20 protein-coding genes are annotated in these 18,553 nt (G+C 31.1%); 5 read left to right on the plus strand and 15 right to left on the minus strand.

Annotated elements, in window-relative coordinates; all coding sequences use genetic code 11:
• Positions 1–62 precede the first annotated feature (62 nt).
• Positions 63–593: a PAS domain-containing protein gene (locus ACFQ1U_RS09135; RefSeq protein WP_386107558.1), complete on the plus strand. Its 531-nt coding sequence runs from the start codon at positions 63–65 to the stop codon at positions 591–593.
• A 26-nt stretch (positions 594–619) separates the two neighbouring features.
• Here the strand turns inward: ACFQ1U_RS09135 and ACFQ1U_RS09140 are convergent, their stop codons facing one another.
• The 3 genes from ACFQ1U_RS09140 to rimO form a co-directional block, all read right to left on the minus strand.
• The gene (locus ACFQ1U_RS09140; protein WP_386107560.1) at positions 620–1,795 is read right to left on the minus strand and encodes a hypothetical protein; all 1,176 of its coding nucleotides are present in this window, start codon (positions 1,793–1,795) and stop codon (positions 620–622) included.
• A 130-nt stretch (positions 1,796–1,925) separates the two neighbouring features.
• Positions 1,926–2,654 carry a Dph6-related ATP pyrophosphatase gene (locus ACFQ1U_RS09145; protein WP_386107562.1) on the minus strand — a complete coding sequence of 243 codons (729 nt, stop codon included), beginning with the start codon at positions 2,652–2,654 and terminating at the stop codon, positions 1,926–1,928.
• Positions 2,655–2,701: 47 nt separating this feature from the next.
• Positions 2,702–4,054: a 30S ribosomal protein S12 methylthiotransferase RimO gene (rimO, locus tag ACFQ1U_RS09150; protein ID WP_386107564.1), complete on the minus strand. Its 1,353-nt coding sequence runs from the start codon at positions 4,052–4,054 to the stop codon at positions 2,702–2,704.
• A gap of 79 nt (positions 4,055–4,133) precedes the next feature.
• On the opposite strand from rimO, the gene ACFQ1U_RS09155 reads away from it, so the two are divergent.
• Both ACFQ1U_RS09155 and ACFQ1U_RS09160 read left to right on the plus strand, forming a co-directional pair.
• Positions 4,134–4,481, plus strand: coding sequence for a hypothetical protein (locus ACFQ1U_RS09155; protein ID WP_386107566.1), 348 nt, complete (start codon positions 4,134–4,136; stop codon positions 4,479–4,481).
• A gap of 12 nt (positions 4,482–4,493) precedes the next feature.
• On the plus strand, positions 4,494–5,210 hold the full coding sequence (locus ACFQ1U_RS09160; protein WP_386107595.1) for a serine hydrolase domain-containing protein: 717 nt from the start codon (positions 4,494–4,496) through the stop codon (positions 5,208–5,210).
• Between the two features lie 44 nt (positions 5,211–5,254).
• On the opposite strand, the gene ACFQ1U_RS09165 is transcribed toward ACFQ1U_RS09160, so the two are convergent.
• The 8 genes from ACFQ1U_RS09165 to ACFQ1U_RS09200 all read right to left on the minus strand — a co-directional run bounded on the left by ACFQ1U_RS09165 (position 5,255) and on the right by ACFQ1U_RS09200 (position 11,662).
• Complete coding sequence (locus tag ACFQ1U_RS09165; protein ID WP_386107568.1) at positions 5,255–6,886, minus strand: amidase family protein; 1,632 nt, start codon at positions 6,884–6,886, stop codon at positions 5,255–5,257.
• 101 nt (positions 6,887–6,987) lie between these two features.
• The gene (gene ftsY / locus ACFQ1U_RS09170) at positions 6,988–7,941 is read right to left on the minus strand and encodes a signal recognition particle-docking protein FtsY (RefSeq protein WP_386107570.1); all 954 of its coding nucleotides are present in this window, start codon (positions 7,939–7,941) and stop codon (positions 6,988–6,990) included.
• Positions 7,942–8,137: 196 nt separating this feature from the next.
• Positions 8,138–8,290: a DUF4295 domain-containing protein gene (locus ACFQ1U_RS09175; RefSeq protein WP_086030136.1), complete on the minus strand. Its 153-nt coding sequence runs from the start codon at positions 8,288–8,290 to the stop codon at positions 8,138–8,140.
• 36 nt (positions 8,291–8,326) lie between these two features.
• A complete protein-coding gene (gene rpmG, locus ACFQ1U_RS09180) occupies positions 8,327–8,509 on the minus strand; it encodes a 50S ribosomal protein L33 (protein ID WP_154194477.1) in 183 nt (60 codons plus the stop codon).
• Between the two features lie 27 nt (positions 8,510–8,536).
• Entirely contained in the window at positions 8,537–8,776 is a 240-nt protein-coding gene (rpmB, locus tag ACFQ1U_RS09185; RefSeq protein ID WP_386107573.1) for a 50S ribosomal protein L28, read from the minus strand.
• An 81-nt stretch (positions 8,777–8,857) separates the two neighbouring features.
• Complete coding sequence (locus ACFQ1U_RS09190; RefSeq protein WP_386107575.1) at positions 8,858–10,102, minus strand: competence/damage-inducible protein A; 1,245 nt, start codon at positions 10,100–10,102, stop codon at positions 8,858–8,860.
• 41 nt (positions 10,103–10,143) lie between these two features.
• Positions 10,144–10,752, minus strand: a complete 609-nt coding sequence (locus ACFQ1U_RS09195) for a fumarylacetoacetate hydrolase family protein (protein WP_386107577.1) — start codon at positions 10,750–10,752, stop codon at positions 10,144–10,146.
• A 70-nt stretch (positions 10,753–10,822) separates the two neighbouring features.
• Complete coding sequence (locus tag ACFQ1U_RS09200) at positions 10,823–11,662, minus strand: 1,4-dihydroxy-2-naphthoyl-CoA synthase (RefSeq protein ID WP_386107579.1); 840 nt, start codon at positions 11,660–11,662, stop codon at positions 10,823–10,825.
• A 91-nt stretch (positions 11,663–11,753) separates the two neighbouring features.
• Here ACFQ1U_RS09200 and ACFQ1U_RS09205 point away from each other — a divergent pair, with 91 nt between their 5' ends.
• A complete protein-coding gene (locus ACFQ1U_RS09205; RefSeq protein ID WP_386107581.1) occupies positions 11,754–13,001 on the plus strand; it encodes an alpha/beta hydrolase in 1,248 nt (415 codons plus the stop codon).
• Position 13,002: 1 nt separating this feature from the next.
• Here ACFQ1U_RS09205 and ACFQ1U_RS09210 read toward each other — a convergent pair whose 3' ends face one another.
• From ACFQ1U_RS09210 to ACFQ1U_RS09225, 4 genes are all read right to left on the minus strand, one after another.
• Complete coding sequence (locus ACFQ1U_RS09210) at positions 13,003–13,413, minus strand: DNA-binding protein (protein WP_386107583.1); 411 nt, start codon at positions 13,411–13,413, stop codon at positions 13,003–13,005.
• Complete coding sequence (menD, locus tag ACFQ1U_RS09215) at positions 13,413–15,086, minus strand: 2-succinyl-5-enolpyruvyl-6-hydroxy-3-cyclohexene-1-carboxylic-acid synthase (RefSeq protein ID WP_386107585.1); 1,674 nt, start codon at positions 15,084–15,086, stop codon at positions 13,413–13,415. The genes ACFQ1U_RS09210 and menD overlap by 1 nt, the downstream gene beginning before the upstream one ends.
• Positions 15,087–15,162: 76 nt before the next feature.
• Positions 15,163–15,816 (minus strand): fructose-6-phosphate aldolase, encoded by a 654-nt coding sequence (gene fsa, locus ACFQ1U_RS09220; protein WP_386107587.1) that lies wholly within the window; start codon positions 15,814–15,816, stop codon positions 15,163–15,165.
• 120 nt (positions 15,817–15,936) lie between these two features.
• Entirely contained in the window at positions 15,937–16,740 is an 804-nt protein-coding gene (locus tag ACFQ1U_RS09225; RefSeq protein WP_386107589.1) for an SDR family oxidoreductase, read from the minus strand.
• A 295-nt stretch (positions 16,741–17,035) separates the two neighbouring features.
• On the opposite strand from ACFQ1U_RS09225, the gene ACFQ1U_RS09230 reads away from it, so the two are divergent.
• On the plus strand, positions 17,036–18,424 hold the full coding sequence (locus ACFQ1U_RS09230) for a redoxin domain-containing protein (RefSeq protein WP_386107591.1): 1,389 nt from the start codon (positions 17,036–17,038) through the stop codon (positions 18,422–18,424).
• Positions 18,425–18,553 lie beyond the last annotated feature (129 nt).

Raw genomic sequence — 18,553 nt, forward strand, 5'->3', positions numbered from 1 at the left:
CACTTTTTTAGTTTTTTTTCTTTTCGTATTTTTGAAAAGTTATGAGATATAATTTACTAAATATGAAAGGATTAGACATTTTTACATCTAATCTGAACGCGGAAGATTACAATTCATTAATATCTTCTCTACCTAAACAAGATTCGTTAGAAACTGTACTATTAAGTTGGGGACTTAAAGATTTATTTGAAGGGAGTGATGAAATTAAAGATCTATATGCTGTAAAAGCTTTAGCTAACAACTATAAATGGAATGTTAATGTATCCCAGCTTTTAAAACAACATAAATACCAATCATTAGTAATTACCGATGCTGACAAAAATATTATTTGGGTAAATGATGGGTTTTCAAAAATGACTGGATACTCAAAAGAGTTTGCAATCAATAAAACTCCTCGTTTTCTTCAAGGAAAAGCGACAAGTGAACGCAGTAGAGGCAGAATTAGAAATAAGTTATTAAAAGGAGAGCCTTTTAAAGATATTGTAATTAATTATCGAAAAGACAAAACGGAATATAAATGTGAACTACGTGTTTTCCCTTTATATAATAATAAAACAACGCATTACATAGCGTTAGAGAAAGAAGTTATATAAAAAAAGCGAGCTTAGGCTCGCTTTTTTTAATCTATAATATTAATTGTACCAGTCATAACTGTATGAAATTCACAGTTATAATACAGTGTGTTTGGAGCATTATCTGGAACTTCAAAAATTACTTTTCCAGATATTGAACCATTGTTAGTAACTCCATCACTAAAAGCTCCTGAAGTTCCCGTACCTTGAACTGAATTAATATAGAACGGATGTCCTGGTGTATTCATTTCAAAAACATAAGTTTTACCTCTAGTTAAAGTTATATCTGGGTTTTCTGAATCAGTAAAACCTCCTCCATTAAACACGTATGAAGCCGTTCCATTATTTGTTATTGTATAAGTAGCTTCTATCTCTAAAGGTAAATTTTCATTTACTCCAATATTACCTTGGGCTACAATAGTAGCTAGGTCTTGATCACTTAAATGAACATTAACATATGCATTGATTGAAAGAAAATCATCATAACTAACAGAACTTCCTCCAACTAAACTTGAAACTTGTGTTTTGCTAATTCCGGTATCTCCATTAACTGGATTTAACCCAACAATAATATCTCCTCCTGTAGAAGCATCATTTTGATGGATGTGAGCTGGATGTGACCCTCCACTTGGGGTTCCATCTAAATCTATAGTTACTAGTGTTGAATTATTAAGTCGTTGCGCAAATTCAACAGTTCCACTTATACCATTCACATCTTTTTCAGATAATGTATACACTTTACGAACACCTGTTAATTCATTTTGCCCAATATCTCCCTGCGCTACGATACTAGCTAAATCTTGCTGACTCAAATGTACATTTATATAGCCATTAAAATCTAATAATTGTTCATAAGTAATTGGTGTTCCATCATCTAGTGCGTTTACAGAAGTAGAACTTTCTCCTGTATTTCCATCTACAGCATTTAATGAAACAGCAATACCTCCGCCCTCTATTGCAGTATTAAAATGAATATGAGCTGGATGATTTCCTCCAGGAGGTGTGTTTTGTAATTGCAATTCTACAACTGTTGAACCATCTGAAACTTCTCTAAAAGTAGCAGTTCCGCTTATTAAAGGTTCAATTACCGACCCTAGTGTGTAAATTTTCACATTCCCTGTAAAGTCGACTGCTGATCCGTTGTTATTGTCATCATCATCGCTTCCGCAACTTGCGAAAATGAAAAAAGATGAAACTAGTAATAGTTTGATAAAATTTTTCATGAGTTAAGATTTAAAATTGAAATAAAAACTGTAAATCAAACACTTAAAAGTGCTTTCATGTAAATTTACGCAATTTATACTATGTAAAGAAAAATTTTGTTTACAAATAACAATTAAAAAGTAAACAAAACTAAATTAGATCACAATACCAAAAACTAGTATCATAGTTTTCTGTATCATTTTTTGAGCTTGTATGGCAATTTTCTTCTTTATCTTCATGTAATGTATATGATTTTAACACCTTCTCACCTATTTTAAAATTTACTGGTTGTTTAAAAATAGGACCATCAAATACAAAAGTGTGAAACTCACCATTTTCACCACAAACATCAACATTATTGGGTAAATCTTTTACAAACTCTTCATCTATAATCCTACCTACAAATTCTTTTCCAAGTAATTTAGCATTTACGCATACTGTAATAGCTTTAAAACCTAAATCTAAAAATTCTTGTAGTACTTTTTTAGTATTTTGTTTCCATAAAGGATAAACACCAGATAAACCTACCTCTGCTAACTTACTATCTCTATAATTTTTTAAATCTTCTAAAAAAATATCTCCAAAAATGGAATATTTAACTTCATTTCCTACAAACTCCATCATTTGAGATTTCATTGTTGAGTTATACAACTCCATGTTCACATCTGCGGGAAAATAAAGCTTTTTAAGAGGTAAATCTAAAGATGCAACTTGAGCATCTAATAAAGACTCTCGCAATCCATGCATAGATATTCTTTTGTAATCTTTATTGACATTAGTTAATAACGTTGTTATTAAAAATTCTTCTTGTTGTTGAATTTTATACAATGCTAGCGCAGCGTCTTTTCCTGAACTCCAATTAAAAAAAGCTTTTTTCATGAATACAAATATCAACAAAAAACCCTGCTAATGCAGGGCCTGTACAATTATTTTTTTCTTTGGTTTAATGGAACTGGTTTTTCTTGTTTAACAGTTGGTTTACCATATAAATCAAAATCACCTGCTTCAAAAATTTCTACGTCTATAAACTCGCCTAATTTAATGTAATACTCGCGAGCATCTACTATAACATCATTATCCACATCGGGTGAGTCAAATTCTGTTCTTCCATAGTAATATTCACCATCTTTTCTATCAAATAAACATTTGAATGTTTTTCCTATTTTTTGTTGATTTAACTCCCATGAAATTTGGCTTTGTACTTCCATTATTTCATTTACACGGCGGAACTTTACATCTGCAGGAACATCATCCTCTAAAACATAAGCACCTGTATTTTCTTCATGTGAATACTCAAAAGCTCCTAAACGCTCGAAACGCATTTCTTCCACCCAATCTTTTAACTCTTGAAACTGCGCTTCCGTTTCTCCTGGATATCCAACAATCAACGTTGTTCTAATAGCCATATCTGGAACTGCTTCACGAAATTTATGAATTAATGCTGTGGTTTTTTCATGCGTAGTACCACGTTTCATTGATTTTAAAATCTCTGTATTTATGTGCTGTAAAGGAATATCTAAATAATTACAAACTTTTGGTTCGTTTTTCATTACCTCTAACACATCCATAGGAAAACCAGTTGGAAATGCATAATGCAAACGTATCCACTCAATTCCTTCTACCTTTACTAACTCTTTTAATAAATCTGCTAACGCACGTTTTTTATAAATATCTAATCCGTAATAGGTTAAATCTTGTGCAATTAACATGATTTCTTTAATACCTTTTTGGGCTAGTTTTTGTGCCTCGGTAACCAAATCCTCAATTGGTGTGGATTTATGCTTACCACGCATTAAAGGAATAGCACAAAAAGAACAAGGTCTGTCACAACCTTCTGCTATTTTTAGATACGCATAGTGTTGAGGAGTGGTGGTTAATCGTTCTCCTATTAATTCATGTTTATAATCTGCTTCTAAAACCTTTAATAAATTAGGCAAATCATGAGTACCAAAATATTGATCTACATTGGTTATTTCGGCCTCTAAATCTGGTTTATAACGTTCACTTAAACACCCCGTAACAAACACTTTATCTACCTCACCTGCTTCTTTTCTTTGTGCGTAATGTAAAATAGTATCTACACTTTCTTCTTTTGCTTTACCAATAAATCCACAGGTATTTATTACAACAATATTACCATCGTCATTCTCATCTTCATGTACTACGTTTTTACCATTGGCTTTTAACTGTCCCATTAACACTTCACTATCGTAAACATTTTTAGAGCAACCTAAAGTAACTACGTTAATTTTGTTTTGCTTTGTTGTTTTTGTACGCATATCAAAAATTTGGACTGCAAAGATACATTTTAATTAAACCTTTATTATATTTTAAGGTCTTAAAATATAAAATTAACACATGAAACCTAAGTCTTTACTTGTATTTATATGTTTATCGTTGTTTTTAAACTGTACTTCTGATACTGATAATTCTGTAACAGATGATATTGATAATGATGAAGTTTATTTCCCTCCTATTAATTCTGATATATGGGAATCTAAAAGTTTATCAGAGCTTGGATGGAATGAGAATGAACTACAGCCTTTACTTTCATATTTAGAAGAAAAAAATACCAAAAGTTTTATAATACTGTACAACGGAAAAATAGTTATTGAAAGCTATATGAATAACCATACCGCCTCAGATTCTTGGTATTGGGCAAGCGCTGGAAAAACATTAACAGCTACAGTTACAGGTATAGCATAAGATGAAAACATTATAAACATCAACAACAAGGTATCTGACTATATTGGCATAGGATGGACCAACGCTCCATTAGAAAAAGAAAATCTAATTACGTGTAAAAACCTTTTGTCAATGAATTCTGGATTGGATGATTCTTTAGGAGAAAGTATTGAACCACAAGACTTACAATATTTGGAAGATGCTGGTACTCGTTGGGCGTATCATAATGTATATGTAAAACTACAAGATGTGATTGCTGAAGCTAGTAATAGTACTTATGATAGTTATTTTAATACCAAACTAAAAGATAGAATTGGTATGAGTGGATTATGGACTAATTTAGGAGATTTACGCGTGTATTTTAGTAACACCCGAAGTATGGCTCGTTTTGGTTTACTAATTTCTGCCAACGGAAAATGGGAAAATACGCAAGTAGTATCAGAAAACTTTATATATGAAGCAACTAATACTTCTCAAAACATTAATGAAGCTTACGGATATTTATGGTGGTTAAATGGAAAAAACAGTTACCGTTTACCTCAAACTCAACAAGAATTTTCTGGTAAATTAATTCCAAATGCTCCCGATGATATGTTTTGTGCTTTAGGTAAAAATGATCAGAAAATATATGTTGTTCCCAGTAAAAAACTGGTAGTAATACGTATGGGGGAAGCTGCTAATGAAGATAACTTTGCGCTATCTAACTTTGATAATGAATTGTGGCAAAAAATAAATTTAATAATTAACTAAAAAGATACTTTTAAAGTATCTTTTTAGTTAATTATAATTTTATCCTATTTATAGTTTTCAGGTAATTTTCTAATAGGTTGTAAAGTCTCATATGCTTTAGCCAAACTCAACAATTTAAACTCTGACTGTGGCAAGCCAATAAATGTTAAACTAATAGGTTCTCCGTTATTTTTATACCCCATCGGAACTGTTAAATTAGGATATTCAGCGACTGCTGAATATGCAGCATGGTAATTGTTAATTGATAAAATAGCATCTAAACTATGAGCTTTAAAAGCATTAAAATATGTAATACCTTCGTTTTTTAGTTGATTTTTAATTACTGTTAATTGCGCTATTGAAGTTGAATCATTCACAATACCTTCAAATAATTGCTGTCCGTATGGAGCTCTTACCAATGAGTCTTTTTTATTAAAAACAATTACATCATTTACTGATTTTACCGACATTTTTGTACTTTCTAAATATGCAGGTAAATCATGTTTCATATCAATATTAAGTAAGGTTAAAAAACCTTTTAAACTAGTTTGACTAGGACTAATTTCAATAATCTCTACTCCTGCATTTTTAATATTTGTAATTGTTTTCTTATAAATACTATCTGTCAGTAATGAAGTAAAAACACCTAATCTTTTACCTTTTAAACTAGTTTCTTTTAATGAAGTATCTATATCGCTTAACTCTATTGATTTTTCATCTTGAACATCGCAGCCTAATAAGGCTTTAAATAAAATAAAGTTATCTGTTACATTTTTAGTCATAGGACCTGGCGTATCTAAAGTACTCGAAATAGGAACTATACCACCTCTGCTTAATACACCAATTGTTGGTTTTAAACCAACTACAGAATTTAAGCTTGATGGTGATGTTATTGAACCTGCCGTTTCTGTTCCTATAGTTGCTACTGCGTAATTTGCTGCCGTAGCTACACCGCTTCCGGCACTTGAACCTCCTGTTTCAAAAATTTTTCTACCATATGGATTCAATGTTTGTCCACCAACAGAACTATAACCTAATGGACAGCCAGAACAGAAATAGTAAGCCCACTCACTTAAATTTACTTTTCCTAAAATTAAGGCTCCTTCCTTTTTAAGTTGTTTTACAATAAAAGCGTCTTGCGTATTATTATTTTGCAATGCAAGAGCTCCGGCTGTGGTTGGCATTTTTTGAGTATTGATATTATCTTTCAATAAAATTGGCATTCCAAATACAGATTCATTATCAATCTTATTTTTCTTTGCATAGACATCTTTTGCTTTTGCTTCGTCCAGTATTGAAGGATTTAAACTAATAATCGCATTTAAGTATTTTGTAGAATTACTTTCAAACTTATGAATTCTATACAAATAAAAAAGTGTCAACTTCTCATAACTTAAATTTCCATCTTTTATAGATTGTTGTATACTAGGAATTGTTTTTTCTAAAATGAATGGAGATATTTTTTGATATTCATCTTCTGCAAAGTTTGATAACTCCTGTTGAAACGGCATAAATACTTCATTCATATCCAATACTTTGGATTGTATTAATTTGAACTGCATTCGAGCATTTTCATGTTCTTTTTGTAATGCTATTTCTGATGTTTCGTCGTATTTTTTAAATGATTTTAACTCTTTTACTGGTTGAGTACAAGCAATAAACCAAAGTAGTATTAATAGTAAATAATAATTTTTCACGGTTAGTATTTTATCGATTCCTCTCAAAGATAAGAATTCATTAAATAAAAAAACGCTTCTTATTTACAAGAAGCGTTTTACTGAATTTATATACTTTATGGTTATTTAAAAAATGAATCAACAAATTCAAATTTATTAAACACCTGCAAGTCATCTATACCTTCTCCAACTCCAATATACTTTACTGGTATTTGAAATTGATCAGAAATACCAATCACAACACCACCTTTTGCTGTACCGTCTAATTTAGTAACGGCTAAAGATGTTACTTCTGTTGCTTTAGTAAACTGTTTTGCTTGTTCAAATGCATTTTGACCTGTAGAACCATCTAAAACTAGTAAAACATCGTGTGGTGCATCTGGCACTACTTTTTGCATTACTCTTTTTATTTTAGATAACTCATTCATTAAATTAACTTTGTTATGTAAACGTCCGGCAGTATCAATAATAATTACATCTGCATTTTGATTAATTCCAGATTTTACGGTATCAAAAGCAACAGATGCAGGATCAGAACCCATTTCTTGCCTAATTATAGGAACATCTACTCTATCAGCCCAAACCTGTAATTGATCAATTGCAGCAGCTCTAAAGGTGTCAGCAGCTCCTAAAACTACATTTAGACCTTGTTTTTTAAATTGAGATGCTAACTTACCAATAGTTGTAGTTTTTCCTACTCCGTTAACACCTACTACCATCAATATATACGGCTTAGTATTTTTTGGAATGGTAAATTCAGTATCATTGCCAACGTTAGTCTCAGAAAGTAATCCTGCTATTTCTTCGCGTAATATTTGATTTAACTCTTCGGTCCCTAAATATTTATCACGAGCAACACGTTCTTCAATTCTTTCGATAATTTTTAAGGTTGTATCTACACCAACATCAGAAGAAACTAGTACTTCTTCTAAATTATCTAACACATCATCATCTACTTTAGACTTCCCTGCAACCGCTTTAGATAATTTATCAAAAAAACTAGTTTTAGTTTTTTCTAAACCTTTATCTAAAGTCTCTTTTTTCTCTTTTGAAAAAATTCTTTTTAAAAAGCTCATTTCTTAGTTTTTACATTACATATTATCCATTAAAAATTATACCAGTTTAATTTTAAGACATTATGGCATACATTTTATACGAATAGTAATGGGTTTTAGTTTGATTAGTTGATTTACAGGTCAAAAATAGTATTTTTATGACATAAAAAAAGCTACTCTCTAATGAAAGTAGCTTTTTTAAACTGTTTAACAAGAATTACTTTTTAGCTAAAAAGTCATTTACTTGTGTTGGATCCATAATTGCTTCAACAAAAGTGTAAGCTCCACTTTTAGGAGACTTTACCATTTTGATAGCTTTGGTTAATCTTTTAGAACCTGTTTGTAATGTTGCTACTGATTTCTTTGCCATGACTATAGGTTATTTGTTGTTATCTCAACAACTTTATTATTTAATTTCTTTATGAACTGTCATTCTCTTTAAGATTGGATTAAATTTCTTTAATTCCATTCTATCAGGAGTATTCTTTTTATTCTTTGTAGTAATGTAACGAGAAGTTCCTGGTTGACCAGACTCTTTGTGCTCAGTACATTCTAATATAACTTGAACTCTGTTTCCTTTTTTTGCCATCTCTCTATTATTTTATCTAGTCAGGAATTATTTAGCTAAAAATCCTTTTGCTCTTGCTTCTTTTATAACAGCAGAAATCCCTTTCTTGTTAATATTTTTTAATGCAGAAGCAGATATTTTTAACGTTACCCATTTATCTTCTTCTGGAATATAGAAACGCTTAGTCATTAAATTAGCGTTAAATTTTCTTTTTGTTCTATTTAAAGCGTGTGATACGTTGTTTCCTACCATCGCTTTCTTTCCTGTTAATTCACAAACTCTAGACATCTTGTTGACAGTTTTTAGTGTTATTTCTAAACGAGGTGCAAATATACAAACTTTTTAACCAATTAAACAAAATATTAGCTGTTAATTTTTTAGAATTATTTTTCTTGTTAATTCTACAGCTTTTGCTACGGTTCTATTAATTACTTTTTCTCTTGGTTGGCCAAAATTAAACTCATGTACCTCAACTCCGTTTGTAGTTGCTATACCAATGTATACCAAACCAACCTCTTTATCATTTTCATCTGTAGTAGGTCCAGCGTTTCCTGTTACTGAAATAGCATAATCTGTTTGTAATTTTTGCTGTGCGCCTAATGCCATTTCTTCCGCTACTTGCTTACTTACTACCGTGTGCTTTTTAATGGTTGTTTCCGAAACCCCTAATAGTTGTTGTTTAAGTTCGGCTGTATAAGTAATTAATCCTCCTTTAAAATATTGAGAAGCACCTGGTACTGCAACCAAACTTGAAGCTATTTTCCCTCCTGTGAGACTCTCAGCAGTTGCGATTGTTTGATTTCTCTGTTTTAGTAAATCTCCTAATTGTGCTTCTATACTCCCCTCTCCTTCATAACCTGTAAAAATATCAGCTACTAACAAAGCTAACTCATTAGCCTTTGAAGTTATTTCATCAAGAATTTTATCCTTTTCATTTCCTTTAGCGGTTAAACGTAAGCGTACTCTACCTAAAGCTGGCAAATATGCTAACTTTATGTAATTTGGTAACGAGTTTTCAAAATCTTCTATTCGCTCTGCAATTGAACTTTCTCCTAAACCGTAAGTTAAAAGTGTTTTATGAAATATGAATGGTAATTTAAATTGCTCACGAATTCTTGGTATTACCTCATTTGTGATTAGGCCTTTCATTTCGTATGGAACACCTGGTAATGAAATAAAAACAGTATTATTTTCATAAAACCACATGCCAGGAGCTGTTCCAAGTTTATTATGTAACCAAGTAGCTTTGGTTGGCATTAACCCTTGTTGTTTATTTAATTCACCAAAAGGAATATCATATTTAGCAAATAAAGCCTGCACATGAGTAACTACCTTTTCATTTAAGACCAAAGTATCATTAAAATAGTTAGCTAAGGTAATTTTGGTAATATCATCTTTTGTAGGTCCTAATCCTCCAGTGATAATTACCAAATCTGCTCTTGATTCAGCTTCTTTTAAAGCGTTTAAAATATGTTCTTTTTCATCTTGAATAGACGAAATTTGATAAACAGACACACCAATCTTATTCAACTCCGTGGCAATCCACTGAGAATTTGTATCAACTATTTGTCCGATTAAGATTTCATCTCCAATCGTTATAATTTCTGCGTTCATTAAATTTTTAAAATGAAAAAGTTATAGAATAGTATATTACACTATTTAACTTTGATTTGAAAAGATTGTTTACCTGCTATTACTCCTGTTAAAACATCATTTTCTTCTACTTTGCCAACACCTGCTGGTGTACCTGTAAAAATAATATCTCCTTTTTTAAGAGTAAAGTATTGAGAAACATATGCTATCAACTCATCTATCTTCCATAACATATTAGCTGTGTTTCCATCTTGAACAACAGTATCATTTTTATGAAGTTGAAATGATAAATTGGCTAAGTCAAATTCTTCTTTTGGGTAAAATTCTCCAACAATAGCACTGCCATCAAAAGCCTTCGCTTTTTCCCAAGGCAATCCTTTTTCTTTACAAACCGCCTGAACATCTCTTGCGGTAAAATCGATTCCTAATCCAACAGTATCATAATATTTATGAGCAAACTTTGGAGCAATATGTTTACCTACTTTATTAATTTTTACCAAAACCTCAACTTCATAATGTACATCGTTAGAAAAGGGAGGTATGAAAAATGGCATTTTTTTGGGTAGTATTGCAGAATCTGGCTTCAAAAAAACCACAGGATTTTCTGGTCTTTCATTGGCTAATTCTTCTATATGTTTTGCGTAATTACGCCCAATACAGATAATTTTCATAAGTGTAAAATGATGGGTTAAAATTTAAACTATAACTTGTTTAACTAGCTATATAATAGTACAAAAACTACTATGGTATCCATTTTTTAGGGAAGTTTGGCTTACGTTTTTCTAAAAACGCATCACGTCCTTCTTTAGCTTCATCTGTCATGTATGCTAAACGAGTAACTTCACCAGCAAACACCTGTTGTCCAACCATACCATCATCTGTTAAATTCATTGCAAATTTTAACATTTTGATAGACGTAGGTGATTTTTCTAAAATTTCCTGTGCCCAATCAAAAGCAGTTTGTTCTAACTCATCATGAGGAATTACAGCATTTACCATTCCCATTTCATAAGCTTCTTGTGCCGAATAATTCCTTCCTAAGAAAAATATTTCACGTGCTTTCTTTTGACCAACCATTTTTGCCAAATAAGCAGATCCATATCCTGCATCAAAAGAAGTTACATCTGCATCTGTTTGTTTAAAAATAGCGTGTTCTTTACTTGCTAATGTTAAATCACAAGTTACATGTAAGCTATGTCCGCCTCCAACAGCCCAACCAGGAACCACACAAATTACAGCTTTAGGCATGAAACGAATTAATCTTTGAACTTCTAAAATATTTAAACGGTGATAACCATCTTCTCCAACATATCCTTGATGTCCTCGTGCATTTTGATCACCTCCAGAGCAAAAACTCCAAACTCCATCTTTAGTTGACGGTCCTTCAGCCGATAATAACACCACACCAATATCCGTATCTTCATGAGCGTCATGAAAAGCATCTAATAATTCCGCTGTTGTGTGCGGACGGAATGCGTTACGCACATTAGGCCTGTTAAAAGCAATTCTAGCTACGTTATGTGATTTTTTATAGGTAATATCATCGTAAACTTTTGCAGTTTTCCAATCTGGTTTTATCATAATTTTATAAAATTGTCGTTATTAAGTACAACAAAAATACACAATAACTTTATTTTATCTTTTTATATTTGACAAGTTAACCTATATCCCAATGAAAAAAACATTATTTTTAATTGCTTTTACAATTTGTTCAGTGGTTGCTGCACAAACTACCTTTACTAAAAAAATTAGCTCTTCCGAGTTTGGCAGAGATCGTAACATAAAAATTCATCTTCCTCAAGGCTATGACACCGACACTGTTCATAAATACCCTGTAGCTATTGTATTGGACAATGATTATTTATTTGATTTATACGTAGGAAACTCAAAAATTTATGCAAAAGGAGATTTAGCCCCTAAACAAATTGTTGTTGGCTTAGATACTGATTACAGTATAAATCAAGATGTTTCTACAGTAAGAGCTAATGGTGCCTTAACAAATAATAGCAGTAAATTTTACAACTACATAAAAAAAGAAGTTATTCCATATTTAGATGTTAACTACAAAACCTCTCCTTTTTTAACAATTGTTGGAGATGGTATTGGTGCTAACTTTTTATTACATTTTTTAAAAGAACAAAAACCTTTTTTTAACGCCTACATTGCTATTTCTCCTGAAATGAACCAACAAATGGCTCGCTTAATTGGAACATATAACTTAAAAAGATTAGACAAAATAGATAATGATTTTTATGTATACTTGAGTACAAATCCATTTGAAAATCAAGATAGCAAAAAACTTTACAAGCAACTTACCGATGCTTTAACAAATCTTGACACCCAAAGGTTACATTTAACTTTTGATAAGTTTGATGACTCTCCTACTAAAGTGGCTGCTATTTCAAATGCTATCCCTAGAGCTTTTGCAAAAACATTCTCTTTATACTCTAAAATTACTAGAGATGAATATAACGAGTATGTAAAAGATTTAGATCCGTTAGAAGCCATAAAGTACTTAGAAAGAAAATATTTAGACATTGAATATTTATACGGTACTAACACAAATGTAAGAATGGAAGATATTTTTACAATTGAAGGTATAGTTATTGACAAAATGGATGGTGATTACCTTCGTGTTTTAGGTGATTTTGTAATGATTAAACATCCAGACTCTCATTTAGGAGAATACTACGTAGGAAAATACCACGAATTAGGGAAAAACTATGAAATGGCCTTATTTTACTACAAAGAAGCTTATGGCAAAATGGAGCTTTCAGACCCAAATGCTGAGGCTTTTTATGAAAATATTCGTCGTGTAGAAAAAGCTGGTATTCAAGCTAAAAAAGAACAAGATGCTCCTGTTGAAGACGACATTCCTTTAGAGGACGACGAAGAAGATGAGGACGAAGAAGAGGAATAGGCTATTTTAGCACTATTCTATCTTCTTGTAAATCTATTTTTTGTTGTTTATACAAACTACCAATAGCTCTTTTGAATGCTTTTTTACTCATTTGTAAGTGAAATTTTATAGCTTCAGGAGAGCTTTTATCTGTTAAAAGTAAAAAACCTTTTTCTTCTAATTTAGCTAATACTTTATCTACATCTGTATCTATAACATTTCTAAAACCTTGAGGACGTAACGAAACATCTATTTTTTCATCTTCCCTTATCTTCTTTACATATCCTGTAGTTTTCATTCCTTCTTCTAAGTCAGAAAAAACTTCATTTGCATACAACAACCCTTCATAGGTTTGATTAATTAGTACAGTATAACCTAAAGCTGTTCTTACACCAATTACCAAATCTACTTTATCTCCTTCTTTTAAATCCATTATAAACTTTTAAAATATTGTTGCAAAACTACATCGTTTACATCAGACGGTGTAACTATTTCTAATATTTTTGGTTGATTGCTTACTTTATAAAAATCTTTTAACTGACTTTTAACTGAATTAATATCAGTAGCCAAATAGTAATCAAAGCCAAACATTTTCGCTAAATTCTCTGCTTTTAAACCATGAGGAGTTTCAAAATAAGAAAGCGAATTAGTAGATTTTGGTCCAGGAATTATTTTAAAAATACCACCTCCATCATTATTAAGTAAAATAATTCTAAAATTTTTAGGTGTGTGTGAGTTCCACAAAGCATTACTATCATAAAAAAAACTAATATCTCCTGTAATAAACACTGTTGGTTCTTTTACGGCAAACGCAGCCCCAATAGCAGTGCTAGTACTTCCGTCTATACCACTAGTTCCTCTGTTACAAAAAACTCGAAAACTCGAGTTTACATCAAACAACTGTGCATATCGAATTATAGAACTATTACTAATTTGCACCTGTGAATTTTCTGGAATGGATGTTAAGATATCTTCAAAAACTTTTAAATCAGAATAAGGAGCTGTTTTTAAATACAAATTATGTTGAATTGTTCTAGCTATCTTTTCTTTTAACCATTTTTCTTGATAATTTTCACTTGTTGCTACTGATTTTTTTAATACTACTGAATTTAACTTTTCTAAAAAAACAGCAGGTTTTTGCTTGAAATACTCAGATAAACAAAAATATGTATCCATTTTAGTATGTTCATCCACATGCCAATGATGTGTTGGTTGATATTTTCTTAAAAACTGTTTAATTCTTTTAGAAATTACCATTCCTCCAAAAGTTAGCAATATATCTGGCTTAAGATTTTCTAAATCATCATCTTTAAGCTTGGTAATTAATTTATCAATAGCGTTTACAAAAACATCGTTATGTAGGTTTGACGTTGTTTCTGTCATTACTAAAACAGATTGGTCTTCTACAAGCTTATTTAACTCTTTTTGTACTTTTTCAGAAGGAAAATTAACTCCTACTAACACCAACTTTTTTTCTGCACTGTTCCAAATTGATGAAATTTTATGAAAATCAATTTGACTATCATCTAACACAGTTTTATTTAAAGCTAGAAAATTAAAACTATTTAATTTAGAAGTTGTTTCATACAAAGGTTCATCAAAAGGAACGTTAATATGTACAGGTCCTTTTTGTTGGTTTGCTATCTGTAATGCGTTTGCTACTAAGCTTATATTTTGTTGAAGTGTTTTCTTATCTGGGTCAGCGCTTAAATTTGCACTATTTAAAATATGGTTTTGAAAAACATTTTCTTGTCTAATTGTTTGTCCATCACCAATATCAATTAAATGCTTGGGTCTATCTGCTGAAATTACAACCAGCGGTATTTTACTGTAAAACGCTTCTGCAACGGCTGGATAATAATTTAACAATGCAGAACCTGATGTACAAATTACTGCCACTGGCTTTTGTTGCTGTTGAGCAATTCCCATCGCAAAAAAAGCTGCACAACGCTCATCTACAACACTAATAGCTTCTATTGTTTTACTATTTGAAAAACCAATAGTTAATGGCGCATTTCTAGAACCAGGTGAAATTACTACAGTAGAAATATTATACTGCTCACAAGCAGCTAATACTAATTGGGCAAGTTGTTTTTTTGGATACATTAAACACAAAAATATTATTAAAAAAGAAAATCCACACCATAAGTGTGGATTTCTCTATTATTTATTTTGGTTCTTTTTAGTTACCTTTCTTATAATCAGCTAAAAACTTTTCTAAACCAATATCTGTTAACGGATGTTTTAATAAGCCAGAAATAGCACTTAAAGGCCCAGTCATAACGTCTGCTCCAATTTTTGCACAATCAATAACATGCATGGTGTGACGAACAGAGGCTGCTAAAATTTCTGTATCAAACATATAATTATCATAAATCTGACGAATTTCTGCAATTAAGTTTAAACCGTCTGTAGATATATCGTCTAAACGACCAATAAAAGGAGACACATAAGTTGCTCCTGCTTTTGCTGCTAATAATGCTTGACCAGCTGAAAACACAAGAGTTACGTTGGTTTTAATTCCTTTGTCAGAAAAATACTTACATGCTTTAATACCATCAGCAATCATAGGTAGTTTAACTACTATTTGCGGGTTTAAAGCAGCTAATGCCTCACCTTCTTTAATCATCCCGTCAAAATCAGTTGCAATAACCTCAGCAGAAACATCACCCTCTACAATCTCGCAAATAGCTTTATAGTGATTTAAAATGTTTTGTTCTCCTGTGATACCTTCTTTTGCCATTAAAGACGGATTTGTAGTTACTCCATCTAAAATACCTAAAGCTTGCGCTTCTTTAATTTGATCTAAGTTAGCTGTGTCAATGAAAAATTTCATGTACTTTATATTTAATAGTTGTGTTTTAATTTTTAAGGCGTTCGAACGGCAATACGTTTAATCTGTTATTTTTAATGAAAAATAAAAGGACACCACTACTATCCCTAACGCGCTGCGAATTTACAATTTATAATGATTCATTAAGAGTTTTTCATAAACTTTATCAGGTAAAATTCTTTTTAAAATAATAGAGAATTTCTCCATAAAACCACCAACTTTATAATGTATGTTAGGATTGTTAGAATTTATAATTTTTAGAACTGCTTTTGCCATTACTTCAGGATTCATACCTTCATCAACATGTGCATCCATTAAAGCTAAATTTTCAGCATATTTTTCTTTGTAAGCAGAATCTTCAAAAACAGGTGTATGATATCTTCCGGCAGCAATATTGGTAGCAAAATCACCTGGAGCAACATTAACAATAGAAACCCCGAAACTTTTAACTTCCATACTCATGGCTTCTGTTATTAATTCCAAAGCTCCTTTACTTGCAGAATATACGCCTCTAAAGGGTAAGCCCATATAACCGGCTATTGACGTAACATTAATTATTTTACCTGCTCTTTGAATTCGCATTTGAGGTAAAACAGCTTTCATTACTTCAATAGGTCCAAAAAAGTTAGTATCAAAGTTTGATTTCATTTCATGTGTTGGAGTATCTTCAATAGGTCCTGTAATACCTTTACCTGCATTATTTATTAACACATCAAGCCTTCCTTCTTTACTAACAATTGTTGAAACTGCTTTTTGAATACTTTGTACATCTAAAACATCTAACGCAACCATATTAAAAGGAACATCTTTAACATTATCTGGATTTCTACTGGTTCCATAAACAACAAAATTATGCTGATGCAAATAACCAGCTATAGCTTTACCAATACCAGATGATGCTCCGGTTATTAACACTACTTTAGACATATATTTATATTTGATTAGAGTTTTTTTAATTAATCTGTAAGAGGAACTATCTATTTTTACTTATTGCAACAATGAAATTGAAAAAATACCGTTTATTATTGTGTAAAATATTTCTAAATCAATAACTTTAGAAAATAGAAAGAAAGTATCCAACTTTAGTTTATTTCTTGGGTCAAAAGTCTGTAAACAAGTATTTTTTTCCAAATTTTTTTGTTAAAGATTTTGACTATACATAAAAATAAACTACTTTCGGTGCTTAAAATCATAATTATATTTACCCCAAAAATATAGAAACATGAAAAAATTGATTCTTCTAGGTTTGGCAATCGCAACGATGATATCTTGTGAGAAAGAAAAACCAAAAGACTATGCTGTGATTTCTGGAGAAGTTGAAAACTTCAGAAGCAGAAACATTACATTAACGGGATTTAACTTTGAGAAAAGAATTAAATTCGATAGAAAAACAAAAACATTTTCTGATACCATTCAGGGATTAACTCCAGGACACTACACACTAGAGATTGGAAAAAGACCTGTTGAAGTATATCTTACATCTGTAGAAGATTTAAAAGTTATTGTTGATGCTAAAAAACGTACTGAAGACCCTAAGTTTGAAGGTCCAAATGCTGCTATCAACACGTATTTAACTGAAAGAAGAAAAAAGTTTGGTGCCGTATTGGGTAACCCAAATAAACTTTTTGCTTTAAACGAAGATGAGTTTTTGAGTAAAATGGATGAATATAAATCTGTTTTAGAAGATTTAGCAAAATCATCTCAATTACCTGAAGATTATTTAGCTAAAGAATTAAACAACATTCATTATGAATTTGCTTTAGGACTTAACAACTTTGAAAAGTTTCACAGAATATTATATGGAGATGACGAGTTTACCGTGTCTAAAACTTTCCCTAATGATATTCCTAATGGAGTAGCTTTAAACAAATCTGAAGATTTTGTTTTCTCTTCTAATTACAGAGATCTTGTTAAAAAGAGATTAGATGAAATTACTAATAAGAAAAGTAGAGAAGGAACAGACTATGATTTATTATACTTAGAAACTGTTCAAACGGAAGTAACTGATCAGTTTATGAAAAACAGTTTAATTCATGATGCTGCTTTATCTAACATTACCTATACTTCTGAATTAAAGGAGTATTATGACAAATACATGGCTTATTCTACTAATGAAGAGAATAAGAAAGAAATAACAGACATGTATAACAAGTTAAAATTAACAGCTAAAGGTCAACCATCTCCAAAGTTTGAAGGTTTTGAAAACTACAACGGAGGAAAAACTTCTTTAGATGATTTAACTGGTAAGGGTAAATATTTATATGTTGATGTTTGGGCTACTTGGTGTGGTTTCTGTAAAAAGGAAATTCCATTATTAAAGAGATTAGAACAACAATACCACGGAAAAAATATTGAGTTTGTAAGTATTAACGTTGATACTCCAGACAAAAAGAATAAATGGAAAGAAACCATTGAAGATAAAGAAATGACTGGGGTACAATTATTTAGTGGTGAAAGTCACTTAAAATTAGATTTTGCTAAAGACTATTTAATTAAAGGATTACCTAGATTCATTTTAATTGATCCTGATGGTAAAATCGTTACTGCTAACGCACCAAGACCTAGTGATGGTGATAGATTAACAGACATCTTTGAAGAATTAGGAATATAATTATCTCAAATATATCCACAAAAAAAGCCGCTAATTTGCGGCTTTTTTTATTTATTATTCTGTCCCGTCCTAAAATAAGTTTACACCAATAAGACTTATTTTATGAATAACAGTTTACGCAAGAAAAAG

This window comes from Tenacibaculum geojense, assembly GCF_042676005.1.
Classification (GTDB): Bacteria; Bacteroidota; Bacteroidia; order Flavobacteriales; family Flavobacteriaceae; genus Polaribacter; species Polaribacter geojense.